We start from the raw sequence: 15,605 nt of genomic DNA, 5'->3' as shown, positions 1-15,605 counted from the left end.
CGAATACGCAAAACGGTCATCCGATCTCCTTGCCAGAGCCGGGCAGCCAAAACTGCGCCGATGGGATACCAGCTTAGCAGTTACCATCGCGCGAAACCATATCGGCCAGCGCTACAGCACGCACCGCTGGCAACTGGCCAGCGCACCTGAAAGTGGCCAAGGAAAGCAGGCGCAAGCGATGAATACATCATAAAATGCCGGCCTGTTAAACATTCACCAGTGCCAGGCCAGGAGAAAGTCTTGGGAATACTCGATCAAATCAGGACGCTGCTCGGGCGCAATGACAGTGCCGCAGCACCCCCCAAGACCACCGACGGCATCGTCGAGCGGCGCAAGAAGCCCCGCGTCGATGCCCGCGAAGGGACGCGTGTACTGATCATCGACGACTCCAAGACCATCCTGGTCGCCCTGCGCAAGTTCCTGCGCTCGGCCGGCTATGAAACCTACGAGGCGCTCGACGCCGAAACCGGACTGGCATTGATGCGGGAGCACCGGCCAGAACTGATTTTTCTCGATATCGTGCTGCCCGGCATGAACGGCTTCGCCGCCTTGCGGGCCATCCGTCGCGACCCGATGCTGCGTGACATCCCGGTGATCATGATGAGCGGCAACGAGCAGGCGATGGAGCAATTTTTCGGCACCCGCATCGGGGCCGATGATTTCATGAAGAAGCCGTTTTCGCGTTACGAAATCTTTTTCCGCATCGAACGCCTGCTCGACGAGCAACTGGTTCCCCGGCGCCCCGCCCTGCAGCCCCACCCGCGCGCCGCCGAATTCGACGGCGCCGCCTGATCCCGGCGGGGCAACGGCCCGGTCAGGCCGTTTCGTGCTCGCTGCCGTCCTGCTTCTGGCTACCCAGCGTCAGCTCGGTGTTTTCGCTCAACGCAAAGAAGAAGGCTTCCACCGCCTTCGGGTCGCCGGAAGCGGCAAAGGTCGTGTGGCCGCATTCGCACTGGCCGACCCAGATGGCGTCCAGGCCGCGCAAGCCACGCGTACTGACCGGGTTGATCTGCGTGACGTCGGCGCTGCAGTGGTTGCAGACCAGCTTTTCCGGACGCTTCGCCTCGATCCTGGCCTGTGCCTGGGCGATCCGTTCGGCCTGCGTACCGCGTTGCTTGGCTTGTCCCATTTTATTCCTCCCCAAAACAAAGGCGCACAGGATACCCGAGTTTGACCGGGCGCCAGCCGGCACGGTTTTCCCCAATGCCGAAAACGGCCGGTGCTATGGCAAACTGCCACCATGCATGCCCTTCCCCATCTCACCGCGGTCGACTGGCTTTCCCTGCTCGTCTTTTTCGCCTGCTGGGCCGGTTACGCCTGGTATTCCGAACATAGCGCGTGGGGGGCTGGCGGGCTAATCGGCACCAGCCAGCAATACCGCTTGAAGTGGGCCTACCGCATGCTCGAACGCGACGTGCGGGTGACCGATTCGACGCTGATCGGCAACCTGGTGACCAGCGTGTCGTTCTACGCCAATACCACGATCTACATCATCGCCGGCCTGGTCGCCGCGCTCGGCGCTTCCGACAAGCTGATCAGCTTCACGGCCGACCTGCCCTTCGGCAACACCGGCAATCGTGAACTGCTCGAGATCAAGCTGATGCTCGTCCTTGCCTGCTTCGTCTTCGCCTATTTCAAGTTCACCTGGTCGCTGCGCCAGTTCAACCTGCTTTCCATCCTGGTCGGCGCCGCCCCCTTTGGCCAGGCCGGCGAGCCGGGCATCGATGCCTATGCCCGGCGCGTGGCCGGGGCCAACAACCTGGCCGGCGACGACTTCAACCGCGGCATCCGTGCCTATTACTTCGGCTTGGCCGCCTCCGGCTGGCTGCTCAACCCGGCACTGTTCGGCCTGCTCTCGTTCGTCGTGCTGGTCGTCCTCTTCCGCCGCGACTACCGTTCGCCGGCCCTGCACATCCTGCGCGACCCGTCCTGAGCGCCATGAGTTCCCGACTCCCGCTGGCCGGCATCAGCTACGGCCTGCTCGCCTACCTGATCTGGGGTTTCTTTCCGCTCTATTTCAGGCAACTCGGGCACATTTCGCCGATGGACATCCTGTCCAACCGCACGCTGTGGGCCTTCGTCTTCGTCGCTGCTCTGCTCACCCTGCGCCGGCGCTGGAGCAAGGTGATCGGCGTCTTCCAGGCGCCGCGCCAGCTGGCCCGCCTGAGCCTGGCGGCCCTGCTGCTCGGTAGCAACTGGCTGGGTTTCCTGTGGGCGGTCGACCACCAGCAGGTCGTCGCTGCCAGCTTCGGCTATTTCCTGACACCGCTGGTCAACGTGCTGCTCGGCCTGCTGGTCCTCAAGGAGCGCCTCAACGGCAAGGAATGGCTGGCCATCGGCCTGGCCGTCGTCGCCGTCATCAACGAACTGATCGCCCTCGGCACCCTGCCGTGGATCTCGCTCTTCCTCGCCGCTACTTTCGGCACCTACGGCCTGTTGCGCAAGCAGGTTCCGGTCGACGCGCTGTCCGGCCTGTGGCTGGAAACCCTGGCCATGCTGCCCGTCTGCCTGATCTACGCCGCCTGGCAGGGCGGCCAGGGGCACGCCGTATTCACCCTCGCCGGCGACCTGACCACCCTGCTCCTGATCGGCGCCGGCATCATCACCGCCCTGCCGCTGATGGCCTTCGCCGCCGCCACGCAGCGCCTCGACCTGGCGATGGTCGGCATGCTGATGTACATCAACCCGACCCTGCAATTCCTGACTGCCGTCTACCTGTTCGACGAACCGATGCAGACCTCGCGCCTGATCAGCTTCGGCCTGATCTGGCTCGGCCTGCTCTTCTACACGGTCAGCATGCGCCAGAAGTACCGGCGCCCGCCGGTGGCGGCAAAATAAAACGCCCCGGCCCCTTCTGCCAAGTTAGTTAGAAATGTATGATTTCTACCAACACTGATAGCACGGGTCGGCAACATGACCAACACCATCCTCATCGTCGATGACAACCGGGACAACCTGACAGTCATCGGTGGCCTGCTGAAGAGCGAATACCACGTACGGGTCGCCAACTCGGGGGAGCGGGCGCTGCAGGTGGCCGTTACCGCACCCATCCCGGACCTCATCCTGCTCGACATCATGATGCCCGGCATGGATGGCTACGAAACCCTGCGCCATCTGCGTGCCATGCCGGAAACCCGCAACATTCCGGTGATTTTCGTCACCGCCATGTCAGCCGACGAGGACGAGGAGGCCGGCCTGCGCCTGGGCGCCGTCGATTACATCACCAAGCCGATCCGCCCGGCCATCCTCAATGCCCGTGTCCGCACCCACCTGGCCCTGAAGCGGGCGCACGACCAGCTGGCCGACCAGAATGCCCGGCTCGAATCGCAGGTCCGGCAGCGCACCCGTGAACTGGAGTTGATCAAGGAAGTGACCATGCAGGCGCTGGCCACGCTGGCGGAAAAGCGCGACAACGAAACCGGCAACCACCTGATCCGCACCCGGAGCTACATCGAGGTGCTGATGCACGGCCTGAGCACCTTGCCGGAATTCGCCGGTCAACTCGATCCGCTGACCCAGGAGCTGATTGCCAAGGCGGCCCCCCTGCACGACATCGGCAAGGTCGGCATCCCGGATGCCATCCTGCTCAAGCCAGGTCGGCTGACGCCGGAGGAGTTCCTGGTCATGAAGACCCATGCCCAGATCGGGGCCGATGCCTTGACCGAGGCCATTGAACGCGTGCTGCGCGGCCAGGAGGACAACGAGCACGAACAGGACAACCGCTACGCGCTGAGCTTCCTGGAAATCGCCCGTGAAATTGCCGGCGGCCACCACGAGAAATGGGACGGCTCCGGCTATCCGCGCGGCCTGTCCGGCAACGCCATTCCGCTCTCCGCCCGCCTGATGGCGTTGGCCGATGTCTTCGATGCCCTGGTCTGCAAACGGCACTACAAGGAAGCCTTCCCCATCGAGAAGAGCATCGAGATCATCCGCCAGGGACGCGGGCAACATTTCGACCCACGCATCGTCGATGTCTTCCTGGCCAACATCGACGCCTGCATTGCGATTGCCGAGCGCCACGCCGACCACCCTCCCGAAGCGACTGCCTGACATGAATCGACTCCGCCTGCCCACGCTCCTCCTCACCGCCCTGCTCGCCGGGTGGCAAGTGCCGCTGGCCGCGCAGCCCGGCACACCGGCCAAGCCGGCCTTTACCGAAGTAATGGCCAACCGCGACCTGCTGGCCAAGCTGCAGAAGGGCGGCTATGTGCTCTATCTCCGCCACGGCGATACCGACAATTCGCGCCCTGATCAGTTTCCCCATGTCGATCTGGCCGACTGCAACACCCAGCGCCTGCTCAACGACCAGGGCCGGGCCTTGATGCGCGATGTCGGCAAGTCGCTGCGCAAGGCCAAGATTCCGCTCGGCGAAATCATCGTCAGCCCGATGTGCCGGACGCGCGAATCGGCAACCCTGGCCATCGGCGACAAATTCGAAACCGCCGAGGCGTTGATGTACTCGGCCAACATGACGCGCGCAGAAAAACAGCCGCGCCTCGAAGCCCTGAAGAAGCTGCTGGCCGCCCCCGTGCCAGCCGGCAGCAACCGCCTGCTGCTGGCCCACGCCCCCAACCTGGCCGACCTGATCGGTTTCTTCGTCAAGCCGGAAGGCACGCTGGTCGTTTTTGCGCAACGCGGGCCGGAGGGGTACGAGTATGTCGCCAGCATCCCGCCTGCCTTGTGGAGCGACTTGCTGAGCCGCTGATGTGAAAAACCGCGTCCAGAGCTTCCTGGTCTTTTTCCTGCCCCTGGTGGTCGGCATCGGCATTGCTGCCTTCCTCGGCTGGCGCGCCTTTTCCTTGTATGACGACTATCTCGACGCGCGAACCGCCGCACAAAAGACTGATCTCCACTTCGAAAGCCTGGGCAACCGCCTGAGCAACAACATGCTCACGACGCAGAAATTGCTGGTCACTGTGTTGCGTCAGGCCAAAGCCGGCCAGATCGATGAAGCTGGCGCCTATCAGGTGCACACCGCCGTGGTCGACACCATGGCCGAGATGGATGCCGACCTCAAGCGCATGCTGGCCGAAAACCCGCACCCGGAACTGAAGGAAGCCCTGGAAGAAGCCGTGCGCGATTTTCAGGGCTATTGGCAGCTGGCCGTTTCCGCGACCGACATCGTCGCCATCGACCCGCCGGTCGCCAGCCGCTACATCGACGATGCGCAGGTGCTCCACGCGCATTTCGCCGAACACATCCTGAACATCAACGAAACGGTTTCTGGCTTCACGCTGCAGCGCATCGAGGCCGGCGATGCCCAGTTGCACCAGGAACGACAGGCACTGATCCAGTCCACGCTGCAAGCCTGCCTGGTCATCGTCCTGATCTGGGCGATCATCGTCTTCCTGACCACGCGCAACCTGGCCTACATTTCCTCGGCCCTCGAAGCCCTCGGCCGCAACGAGGGGTTGAGCGAGGATCACAAGGCCCATTTGAAGGCGGCCAAGGGCTTTCTGCTGCGCGAAACGGCCCACGCCACACTGCAGTTCGCCGAAACGCAGAAGGCGCGAACCTATGCCGAAACCCTGCTGCAGAACGAGCAGCAACAACTGGTCCAGCTCCTGCGCAGCATGCCCGACCTGGTATGGTTCAAGGCCGCCAACGGCAGCTATCTGCGCTGCAACCCGCGCTTTGAAGCCTTTGTCGGTTTACCCCAGGCTGACCTGATCGGCAAGACCGACCACGACCTGTTTCCAGCTGAAATAGCCGACCGCTTCGTATCCCGCGACCGCCTTGCCTGCGAGCGCCCGGACATCATTTCCGAGCAGGAATGGCGTACCTTTGCCGATGGGCACCGCGAACTGATCGAAGTACTCAAGGTCGCCATCCGCAACCCGGATGGCAGTCTGCTCGGCATTCTTGGCGTCGGCCGTGACATCACGGCACAGTACATGGCCCACAGCGAATTGCTGGAAAGCCAGGCAACCCTCAAGCGCACCCAGAACGTCGCCAAGATCGGCAGCTGGATCTACGATTTCCGCTTCAACACGCTGGTCGGCTCGGAAGAAGCCTACCACCTGCTCGGCATTCCGCTCGGCACCACGTTCACGCCACGCCAGTTCTTCCAGTTCATCGTCGCCGCCGATCGCCGCCCGGTCTGGACTGCCTGGCAGCAAGCCAGGCGGGGCAGTGTTTTCCAGGTCGAACACCGCGCCCAGATTGGCGGCACACTGAAATGGCTGACCCAGCGCGCCGAAATCGAACGCAACCCAGACGGTACCCCGTGCCGCGCCATCGGGATGGTGCAGGACATCACCTCGCTGAAGCAGGCCACCGAAGCGTTGCGCCAGCGCGAGGAAGTGTTCTCCAGCATCGTCAGTCAGGCCGACAGCGGCATCCTGCTCATCGATATCGACAGCCTGGCGGTCGTCGAATTCAACAACGCCGCCTGCCAGCACCTCGGCTATACGCGCGACGAGTTCGCCAGGCTGACCGTCGACGACATGCAGGTCACACCCAACCATGCTGCCACCAAGGCCCGCATGGATGCCCTCGTCGCCACCGGCGGCAGCAGCTATGAACGTCAGTTGCGTTGCAAGAATGGCGACACGCGACACTTCTGGATTTCGGTCAAGCCCATCCAGATCGGCGAAGTCACGCAGCTTTCGTTGGTGTGGACCGATATCACCGAACGCAAACGGGTCGAGGAAAACCTGGCGGCCAGCCAGGAACGGCTGGAAATCGCCCAATCCGCCGCTGGCGTGGGTTTCTGGGGCGTGGACCTCGATACCGGAAAAACCTGGTGGTCGACCGAAGTGGAGAAACTCTACGGCCTGCCACCGAACAGCTTTGATGGTACGCAGGAAGCCTGGCTGACCTGTATCCACCCGGACGATGTCGATGACGTCAAAGAGAAGGTACTGGTCCACATGTCGGCCAGCGATGCCTTCGAAATCGAATACCGCATCGTTCGCCCCGATGGCGAAATACGTTGGCTGACCTCGCGCGGTCGCGTCGTCACCCTGGATGGCAAGGCGGTACGGGCGCTCGGTGTCAATTTCGACATCACCGAGCGCAAGGCCGCCAACGATGAACTGGCGCGCCACCGCAACCACCTGGAGGAACTGGTCGCCGCCCGCACTCGTGAAGTGGCCGAGGCGCGTGACGCTGCCGAGCAGGCCAACCAGGCCAAGAGTTCCTTCCTGGCCAACATGAGCCACGAAATCCGCACGCCGATGAACGCCATCATCGGCCTCACCCACATCCTGCGCCGCAGCGCCACCGACCGGACGCAGGCCGAGCAACTCGACAAGGTCAACGGTGCCGCCCAGCACCTGCTTGGCATCATCAACGACATTCTCGATTTCTCGAAGATCGAAGCCGGCAAGATGAAGCTGGAAGTGGGCCATTTCGAGGTCGACCGCCTGGTCGGCAACGCCTGCGGCCTGATCGCTGAACGGGCGCAACTCAAGGGGCTCGAAGTGGTTTCCGATATTGCCGCCCTGCCACCGATGCTGCAGGGCGACGCGATGCGGATCGGCCAGATCCTGGTCAATTTCCTGAGCAACGCCGTCAAGTTCACCGAACAGGGCAGCGTGATCCTGCGTGGCAGCGTGGTCAGCGAAGACGAAACCCGGATCGTCGCACGCTTTGCCGTGCACGACACCGGTATCGGCATGACGTCCGAGGAAACCGGGCGCCTGTTCCAAGCCTTCGAGCAGGCGGACATCTCGACAACCCGCAAGTTCGGCGGCACCGGGCTCGGCCTGGCGATTTCCCGCCGGCTGGTCGAGTTGATGGACGGCCGGATCGGCGTCGACAGCACGCCGGGCAAGGGCAGCACCTTCTGGATCGAACTGCCGCTCGACAAGGTGGCCGGCCAGCGCCAACGCCAGGTCGCTGCTGTCCTGCCTTCGGCCTCCCGCGTGCTGATCGTGGATGACATCGACGATGCCCGACAGGCGATGACCGCTACCCTGCTCGATCTCGGCACCCGGCCGGAAGCCCTGGCCAGCGGGGAACAAGCCATCGATGCCATCGCCGCGGCCGATGCGGCTGGCCAGCCCTACAGTCTGGTTCTCCTTGACTGGCAGATGCCCGGCCTGAACGGCATGCAGGTGGCGGCGCGACTGCGGGACATGGTGTTGCGCCGGCGACCGACCGTGCTGCTGGTCAGTGGCACGCTCGATGCGCCGCGCGAACACCTTCACGCCGCCGGCATCAGCGGATTCGTCGCCAAGCCGCTGACTGCGTCCAGCCTGCTCGTCGCCCTGGAGCAATGCCCGGAAACCCTGGGCACGAGGCTGGTCGAGGTGGAGACGACAAGCCCACGGCTGGCTGGCTACCGCGTGCTGCTCGCCGAAGACAATCCGCTCAACCAGGAAGTCGCCGTTACCCTGCTCGAAGAAGCCGGCATCACGGTCGATGTCGCCGAGGATGGCCTGATCGCCCTGGCCAAGGCCCAAAGCCACCCCTACGACCTGATCCTGCTCGACGTCCAGATGCCCAACATGGACGGCCTGTCCGCCGCCCGCGAACTGCGCAAACTGCCGCAATACGCCACCACGCCCATCGTCGCGATGACCGCCAATGCCTTCGATGAAGACCGGCAAAGCGCCCTCGACGCCGGCATGAACGAGCATGTCGCCAAGCCGGTCGATCCCGACGTGCTCTATGGCGTGCTACATCGTCTGCTCGGCGCGCCGCCGGCATCGATGACCGCGCCGGCCGCTCCCCCCGCACCCGGGAATCCGCTGGAAGAGGCCCTCGCCCATGTCGCCGGCCTCGACATCCAGGCCGGCCTGCGCTCGACCTCGGGCAAACCCGACAAGCTGTTCGACCTGCTCGGCATGTTCGCCAAACACCACAGCGGCGACTTCGACAAGCTCCGTCACAGCCTGCTACAGGGCGATTACCGGAATGCCCGCTTGCTCATCCACTCGCTGAAGGGGACGAGCGCCACGCTGGGTCTGAACGCTTTTTCCGACTGCGTCGCCCGCCTCGAAAAAATGATTGTTGCGGAAACCCCGGCCAGCCAAGTGGGCCCGGATATCGAGCGTCTCGCCACCTGGCTGGCGGACCTCGTCGAGCAGATTCGCGAAATCACACCGCCCGGCCAGTCGGAAATTGATGAAAGCAGCGGCGTCGACCTGGCCCAACTGGGCAGCGAACTCGCCGCCCTGCGTCTTTTGCTGAGCGAGGACAACCTGACCGCATCCGATGCATTCAGCGCCCTCGAAGCACGCTTCAAAGCCATCGCCGGCCGCTCGGCCAGCCGCATGCGCCTGGAGATCGACGACTACGATTTTGCCGCCGCCCTGCGGACGCTGGACGCCATCATCGAGAGCAACCCGACACTGCGTCAGGCAGTCGACGCGGTGGCTGCGGCGGGCCGCTGAACCGCCTGCCGTGCCGCCGGAGGCAGCCCGGCCAGGACAGGAGAGGCGGGGCTGAACGATAATGGGCGGATGTCCCGCGCCCTTCTCTACGCCATTGTCTTCATCGAAGGCTTCTGCTCGCTCGGCGCCGAAGTCATTGCCCTGCGCCGCCTGGTGCCGCACGTCGGCAGTTCCATCGTCGTCACCGCCCCGACCATCGGCTTCTTCCTGCTTGCCCTTGCCCTCGGCTATGCGGCCGGCGCCCGGGTCACCGAGCGTTATACCGAAACCGTCGCCCGTAATTTCCTGATCTCCGCCCTGCTGGCCGGGGTCGGTCTGGCCGGCCTCACCGTGGACGGGCTGTTCACCCACCTGCAACCAACGCCGATTGCCTACCTCGCCTTCATCGGCGGGGTCCTCTGCCCCCTCGCCTGGCTCCTCGGCCAGACCGTGCCCATCCTGACCAACCTGATGCAGGCAGAACGTACCGGCGAGGCCAGCGGCATGGCGCTCTACTGGTCTACGCTCGGTTCCTTCCTTGGCTCCCTGACCCTGTCGCTGATCGTCATGCAATGGCTGGGCGTTTCCGCTGCCGTCTTCGCCTGTGCCGTCATCCTCGCCCTCGGTGCCCTCCTGCTCGCCGGCCGGCGCCGGCTGACCGCCGCCCTGGCGACCGGTTGCATCGCACTGGCCGCTGGCTTCAACCTGCACCATGCGGTGACGGCCGACACCGCTTACGCCGATTACCTGATCAGCCCGGTCGACCGCGCCGGGCTGCAGGACGGTCGCGCCTTCTGGGTCAACAAGTCACTTGCCTCACTGATCGACGCCAGCCAGCCGCCGCAATACACGCGTTACATCAGCCATCTGCGCCAGGTGCTGCGCGATGACCTGGGCTACCGCGACCGCGACATCCTGGTCCTCGGTGCCGGCGGTTTCACGCTGTCGCACAACGAAATGGCAAACCGCTACACCTACGTCGATATCGATCCCAGGATCAAGGAAATCGCCGAGCGCGATTTCCTGCACGCGCCCATCCGTGGCGAGTTCATCGCCGACGATGCCCGCCGCTTCGTGGCCACGACGAAACGGCGCTTCGATGCGGTGGTGGTCGATGTGTACAGCTCGCATACCTCGATCCCGACTCATCTCGTCACCCGCGAGTTCTGGCAGGGCACGCGGCAGGTGCTCAAGCCGGACGGCATCCTGCTCGCCAACCTGATCCTCGACGGCAAGTTGGAAACCCCCTACGCTCGCAACCTGCTGGCCACCATCGACAGCGTCTTCGGCCGTTGCGCGGTGGACGTGCTGCACAAGGGCAAACCGATCGCCAACGTGGTCGTCGCCTGCTTTTCAAGCAGCCAGCCAGGCAGCGGGCGACTCTACGTGGACGAGAAAAACCAGGCTGATTTCGACCGGAACCAAACCCGGTAAGCGGGAAAACACTCAGTCAGCAAAAAGGCCAGCAGACAGTTGTCCGCTGGCCTAGTTTTTTGCGGGGGAAAGATTCCGGCTGCCCGTGGTTCAGCCTAGTCGTCGCCGGGCCTCGAACAGGCAGACCCCGGCCGCCACCGAGACGTTCAGGCTCTCCACCGTGCCGTGCATGGGAATCTTGACCAGTTGATCACAGTTCTCACGGGTCAGGCGGCGCATGCCCTCGCCTTCCGCCCCCATCACCCAGGCCGTCGCCTTCGGCCATTCGGCGGCATAGAGATCGCTCTCCGCCTCACCGGCCGTGCCGATCACCCAGATGTCGCGCTCCTGCAGTTCACGCAGGGTCCGCGCCAGGTTGGTGACCATCACGTAGGGCACCGTTTCCGCCGCGCCGCAGGCGGTCTTGGCGGCCACATCGGTCAGGCCGACCGCCCGGTCCTTGGGTGCGATGACGGCATGCACGCCGGCCGCGTCAGCCACCCGCAGGCAGGCCCCGAGGTTGCGCGGATCGGTAATGCCGTCGAGAACGAGCAGGAAGGCCGGCTCGTCCAGTGTATCGAGCACATCATCGAGGTGCGCCGCCTTGCGTCCCCCCTCGATGCGCGCCACGACACCCTGGTGCCGCCCGCCGGGCGACATGCCGTCGAGCCGCTTGCCATCGGTGGCGATGATCCGGATGCCCTGGAGTTCGGCATGCTGCAACAGGTCGCGAGCCCGCGCATCCTGGCGCGTCGCATCGACCATGATTTCCTTGATCGAACTCGGGTCGTGGCGAAGTTTGGAAATGACGGCATGAAAGCCGTAGATCAGGCGGGAGGACATGGCTGCTTTCGGAAATCAGGATGGCGGATTCTACCGCCCGCTCCCCGCCACGGAAACCGCAGCAATCGGCGGGGCAAGATCAGAGATGCCGCAACAGCGAATCGTCGCGCATCACCCAGCGCGACAGCATCATGTCGTGCAGGGCGACATGGTTGGTCATCCAGCGCGCCAGCAAGGCGTCCAGTTCGCGAATGCGCGACACAATGTGTACCGAATCAAGTGCCGAAACGATTTCCTGAACCTTGGCCGCGATCTCGGCATGGTCTTCCATGTGGGCCTGGCACATCTCACGGTCGGCAACAATCAGCAACGACTCGCGCATGACGGCTTCCTCGGTCTTGAAATGGTCGAGGATGAACGCGAAGACATCGCCGAGCAGGCCGATCAGGCCATTTTCGCACCCCACCTGCCGCGCATGGCCGCAGGCGATGCAGTTCTCCAGGCGGGTCTGGTCGACGCAGATCCGGCGCAGGTTGGCAATGGCACCGATCAGGAAACGATGTTCATGGTCGATCATCGCGTGGCCGGTAATCAACTGGGGCGGCAAATTGCCGGTCCCCAGCCAATGAGCCACCGCATCGGAGAGCAAATTAGCGGAAACCCCCGCGCCCGAGGAAATGTGAGCCGTCCGCTGCGCGGTCGTTGCCAGTCGAAAATTCATAGCCAGACATTATAAGCGTTTGCCCATTTTGCATTGTTATCAAGTGTCAGAGAAATGGGAGGGGGAAAAAGCTCCGATTCAGGTTTTCCGGCCGCCTGCCGATAAACAGATATCTCGACAGCCAGGGGGATGATGTGCTTTCAGCCAACCAGAAACGCTGGGGGGTCGATCAATGGGCCGCCTACCTCAGCCAGCGCGAACTCCCCTGCATGCCCCGCTCACGGGCCCGACTGCTCGAACTGGAAGACACACAGCGCGACACACTGGCGGCGCGCGACCTGGCCGATATCGCTGCAGCCGACCCCTTCCTCTGCCTGCGTTTGTTGCGCGCCGCAGAAGCGCATCGCGTCCAGCGACTCGGCCATGAAACGACGACGCCGCTGGCGGCGGTCATGCAGCTCGGCACCGACACATTCCACACACTCTTGCTGAACAGTCCGGAAACCGACGAAACACAGCCCGGCCTGGTCGACTGCGAGGCCCGCGCCCACCTTGCCAGCCTGCTCGCCCTGCGCTGGGCCGGCGCCCGTGCCGACGTGTCACCCGACGAGATTGCCATGGCGGCGCTGCTCTCCGAAATCGGCGAGCTGCTGCTCTGGTCCTTCGCCCCCGACCTGCCCCGCAACGCCCTGGCTGCCCTGCATGCCGGACATTCGCCACGCAGCGTGCAGGCCCAGGTCGACACCTGCGGCTTCCGCTTCAAGGATCTGTCGCTCAAATGCGCGCTGATCTGGCACCTGCCGCCCCTGCTCACCCAATTGATCCACGGCATCGACAATTCGCGCGCCAACCTGTCGCGCCTTTGTGTCGACACGGCCCGCCACCTGCTTACTGAAGGGGCTGCCAGCCCGGCGCTACCCTCCGACATCGCCGAAGCCAGACAACTGATTCCCGGCGCTTCGCTCGACTGGCTGATCGAACAGTTGCCTGACCTCGATCCGACGCAGCGCGCCGAGATCGCCAGCCAGGCAGCCGAGCGGCAAGCCTGCCAAACGCCTAGCGCCCTTTCTTAGCCGGCTTGCGCGCCGCCTTGGCCGGCGGTTTGCTGGCTGGTTTGCTGGCTGGTTTGCTGGCCGACTGGCGTGAAGATTTCGCCCCTGGCTTCCTCGAACTGGCCACCTTCCCTCTCATGCCGCCTGGCTCGCTGACCGGCTTTGCAGCTGCACGACCGGCCGGCGCCCGCTCGATCGGGGCCATCACGAAGTCAATGCGGTTCGACTCCAAGTCTGCCCTCACCAGCTTGACCCGCACACGGTCACCGAGGCGGAAACGCTGCCCGGTCCGCTCACCGAGCATCTGGTGCTTGATGGCATCGTACTGGAAGTAATCGGCCCCCAGTTCCGAGACATGCACCAGGCCCTCGACATAGACCTGATCAAGCGCCACGAAAATACCAAAAGCCGTCACGGCGGAAATCGTGCCATCGAACACTTCGCCGATCCGCTCCTTCATGAAGAAGGTCTTCAGCCAGTTCTCGACATCGCGCGTCGCCTCGTCGGCCCGTCGCTCGGTGGCCGAGCATTGCAGGCCGATATCGTCCCAGGCCTGCTCCGGCACGTACTTTTCGCCATTCAGCACCGACTTGATGGCGCGATGCACCAAGAGGTCCGGATAGCGGCGGATCGGCGAGGTAAAGTGCGTGTAGTGCTCGTAGGCCAGCCCAAAATGCCCGACGTTGTCCGGGCTGTACATCGCCTGCTTCAGCGAGCGCAGCATGACCGTCTGCAGAAGTTGGAAATCCGGCCGCTGCTTGATCTTCTCAAGGAGCAGCGCGTAATCCTTGGCCCGCGGATCGTCGCCGCCACCGAGCGCCAGACCGAACTCGCCGAGAAAGGCACGCAGGTTCTGCAACTTGTCCTCGGAAGGCGCAGCATGCACCCGGTAGAGGCAGGTCTGTTTGTGCTTTTCCAGGAAAGCCGAGGCGCAGACGTTGGCCGCCAGCATGCATTCCTCGATGATGCGGTGGGCGTCGTTGCGCACCACCGGCACGATGTTCTCGATCTTGCCGTTCTCGTTGAACAGCATCATCGTCTCGGTTGTTTCAAAATCAATCGCGCCACGTTCGCCGCGCGCCTTGTGCAGCGCGCCAAACAACTTGTAGAGGTTCTGCACGTGCGGCAGCACAGCCTGATGCACCTCGCTCTCCGGCTTGGCTTCACCGGACAGCCAGGACCAGACGAGGTTGTAGGTCAGGCGAGCGTGTGAGCGGAAAACTGCCGGGTAGAAGCGATACTTGCCGATCTTGCCGGCTGAGCTGATTTCCATGTCGCACACCATGGCCAGGCGCTCGACATCGGGGTTCAGCGAACAGATGCCGTTCGACAGCTTTTCCGGCAGCATCGGGATGACCCGGCGCGGGAAATAGACAGAGTTGCCACGGGACAGCGCCTCCTTGTCGAGCGCCATGCCCGGCTGGACGTAATGCGACACGTCGGCGATCGCCACCACCAGGCGCCAGCCGCGCCCCTTCTTTTCGCAATACACCGCATCATCGAAGTCACGCGCCGTCTCACCGTCGATGGTGACCAAGGGCAGTTCGCGCAAATCTTCGCGCCCCCTCAACTCGGTCTTGCGCACCTTGTCCGGCATCTTCCGGTTTTCGTCGAGCGCCGCCCGTGGGAATTCGAAGGGCAGATCGTGCTTGCGCAGCGCAATTTCGATCTCCATGCCGGGGTCGGCGTAATTGCCGAGCACTTCGACGATACGGCCGATCGGCTGGGAAAACTTGGAAGGCTGCTCGATGATCTCGACCATCACCACCTGGCCGGACTGCGGCTTGAGCTTGGCCTTTTTCTCGGGCGGCACCAGGATATCCTGCGAGATGCGCTTGTTCTCCGGCACGACGAAAACCACGCCATGCTCGACGAAGACGCGGCCGACCACCCGGCTGTTCGCCCGCTCGGTCACCTCGACAATCCCACCCTCCGGCCGCCCCTTGCGGTCGATACCGGTCACCCGGACGAGCGCCCGGTCGCCATGCAGCACCTTGCCCATCTGGTGCTGGTCGAGAAAGATGTCGGCACTGCCGTCATCGGGAATCAGGAAACCGTAGCCATCGGGGTGCCCCTGCACCTTGCCGGCCGTCAGGCTGGCCCGCTCCGGCAGGATGTAGGCCCCCTTGCGGTTGCGCATCAACTGACCTTCACGCTCCATCGCACCCAGCCGACGCTGGAACATCTCACGCTCGCTGCCGGCGATATCGAGCAGCTCGGTCAACTCGATGAAATCGAGCGGCCGCCCCTCATCGGCCAGAACCTGCGAGACGTACTCGCGCGAGGGCAGCGGGAATTCGTAGCGCGCCGACTCACGCTCGAAAAACGGATCGGCTCGGCGGATCTTGGAAAGTTTCTTTCTTGACATTAACGGTA

At 63.7% G+C, this 15,605-nt stretch carries 12 protein-coding genes; 8 read left to right on the top strand and 4 right to left on the bottom strand.

What is annotated here, in order from left to right; genetic code table 11:
* The first annotated feature begins 240 nt into the window (after positions 1 to 240).
* Complete coding sequence (locus K420_RS18725; protein ID WP_035854733.1) at positions 241 to 792, top strand: response regulator; 552 nt, start codon at positions 241 to 243, stop codon at positions 790 to 792.
* A 22-nt stretch (positions 793 to 814) separates the two neighbouring features.
* Here K420_RS18725 and K420_RS0110580 read toward each other — a convergent pair whose 3' ends face one another.
* On the bottom strand, positions 815 to 1,129 hold the full coding sequence (locus K420_RS0110580; protein WP_027458036.1) for a hypothetical protein: 315 nt from the start codon (positions 1,127 to 1,129) through the stop codon (positions 815 to 817).
* A 111-nt stretch (positions 1,130 to 1,240) separates the two neighbouring features.
* On the opposite strand from K420_RS0110580, the gene K420_RS0110575 reads away from it, so the two are divergent.
* The 6 genes from K420_RS0110575 to K420_RS0110550 all read left to right on the top strand — a co-directional run bounded on the left by K420_RS0110575 (position 1,241) and on the right by K420_RS0110550 (position 10,754).
* On the top strand, positions 1,241 to 1,933 hold the full coding sequence (locus K420_RS0110575; RefSeq protein WP_027458035.1) for a DUF599 domain-containing protein: 693 nt from the start codon (positions 1,241 to 1,243) through the stop codon (positions 1,931 to 1,933).
* 5 nt (positions 1,934 to 1,938) lie between these two features.
* On the top strand, positions 1,939 to 2,838 hold the full coding sequence (gene rarD / locus K420_RS0110570) for an EamA family transporter RarD (RefSeq protein ID WP_027458034.1): 900 nt from the start codon (positions 1,939 to 1,941) through the stop codon (positions 2,836 to 2,838).
* Between the two features lie 75 nt (positions 2,839 to 2,913).
* Complete coding sequence (locus K420_RS0110565; protein WP_035854732.1) at positions 2,914 to 4,050, top strand: response regulator; 1,137 nt, start codon at positions 2,914 to 2,916, stop codon at positions 4,048 to 4,050.
* Position 4,051: 1 nt separating this feature from the next.
* Entirely contained in the window at positions 4,052 to 4,705 is a 654-nt protein-coding gene (locus K420_RS0110560; protein WP_035855825.1) for a histidine phosphatase family protein, read from the top strand.
* 1 nt (position 4,706) lies between these two features.
* On the top strand, positions 4,707 to 9,341 hold the full coding sequence (locus tag K420_RS0110555) for a PAS domain S-box protein (protein ID WP_027458031.1): 4,635 nt from the start codon (positions 4,707 to 4,709) through the stop codon (positions 9,339 to 9,341).
* Between the two features lie 69 nt (positions 9,342 to 9,410).
* A complete protein-coding gene (locus K420_RS0110550; RefSeq protein WP_027458030.1) occupies positions 9,411 to 10,754 on the top strand; it encodes a fused MFS/spermidine synthase in 1,344 nt (447 codons plus the stop codon).
* A gap of 90 nt (positions 10,755 to 10,844) precedes the next feature.
* On the opposite strand, the gene rlmB is transcribed toward K420_RS0110550, so the two are convergent.
* Both rlmB and K420_RS0110540 read right to left on the bottom strand, forming a co-directional pair.
* Positions 10,845 to 11,576: a 23S rRNA (guanosine(2251)-2'-O)-methyltransferase RlmB gene (rlmB, locus tag K420_RS0110545; RefSeq protein ID WP_027458029.1), complete on the bottom strand. Its 732-nt coding sequence runs from the start codon at positions 11,574 to 11,576 to the stop codon at positions 10,845 to 10,847.
* A gap of 79 nt (positions 11,577 to 11,655) precedes the next feature.
* On the bottom strand, positions 11,656 to 12,237 hold the full coding sequence (locus tag K420_RS0110540) for a bacteriohemerythrin (RefSeq protein WP_084019626.1): 582 nt from the start codon (positions 12,235 to 12,237) through the stop codon (positions 11,656 to 11,658).
* A gap of 134 nt (positions 12,238 to 12,371) precedes the next feature.
* On the opposite strand from K420_RS0110540, the gene K420_RS19740 reads away from it, so the two are divergent.
* Positions 12,372 to 13,250 (top strand): HDOD domain-containing protein, encoded by an 879-nt coding sequence (locus K420_RS19740; RefSeq protein WP_027458027.1) that lies wholly within the window; start codon positions 12,372 to 12,374, stop codon positions 13,248 to 13,250.
* Here K420_RS19740 and rnr read toward each other — a convergent pair.
* The gene (gene rnr, locus K420_RS18710) at positions 13,234 to 15,597 is read right to left on the bottom strand and encodes a ribonuclease R (RefSeq protein WP_051453075.1); all 2,364 of its coding nucleotides are present in this window, start codon (positions 15,595 to 15,597) and stop codon (positions 13,234 to 13,236) included. The genes K420_RS19740 and rnr overlap by 17 nt on opposite strands.
* Positions 15,598 to 15,605 lie beyond the last annotated feature (8 nt).

Source organism: Dechloromonas agitata is5 (assembly GCF_000519045.1).
GTDB lineage: Bacteria > Pseudomonadota > Gammaproteobacteria > Burkholderiales > Rhodocyclaceae > Azonexus > Azonexus agitatus.
This window is presented reverse-complemented; position numbering and strand designations above follow the sequence as displayed.

Excerpts from the sequence above, each read along its gene's own strand:
- rnr (WP_051453075.1), bottom strand. The coding sequence starts at position 15,597 with ATGTCAAGAAAGAAACTTTCCAAGATCCGCCGAGCCGATCCGTTTTTC.
- K420_RS0110540 (WP_084019626.1), bottom strand. The coding sequence starts at position 12,237 with ATGAATTTTCGACTGGCAACGACCGCGCAGCGGACGGCTCACATTTCC.
- rarD (WP_027458034.1), top strand. The coding sequence starts at position 1,939 with ATGAGTTCCCGACTCCCGCTGGCCGGCATCAGCTACGGCCTGCTCGCC.
- rlmB (WP_027458029.1), bottom strand. The coding sequence starts at position 11,576 with ATGTCCTCCCGCCTGATCTACGGCTTTCATGCCGTCATTTCCAAACTT.
- K420_RS0110580 (WP_027458036.1), bottom strand. The coding sequence starts at position 1,129 with ATGGGACAAGCCAAGCAACGCGGTACGCAGGCCGAACGGATCGCCCAG.
- K420_RS0110575 (WP_027458035.1), top strand. The coding sequence starts at position 1,241 with ATGCATGCCCTTCCCCATCTCACCGCGGTCGACTGGCTTTCCCTGCTC.
- K420_RS0110560 (WP_035855825.1), top strand. The coding sequence starts at position 4,052 with ATGAATCGACTCCGCCTGCCCACGCTCCTCCTCACCGCCCTGCTCGCC.
- K420_RS0110550 (WP_027458030.1), top strand. The coding sequence starts at position 9,411 with ATGTCCCGCGCCCTTCTCTACGCCATTGTCTTCATCGAAGGCTTCTGC.
- K420_RS0110565 (WP_035854732.1), top strand. The coding sequence starts at position 2,914 with ATGACCAACACCATCCTCATCGTCGATGACAACCGGGACAACCTGACA.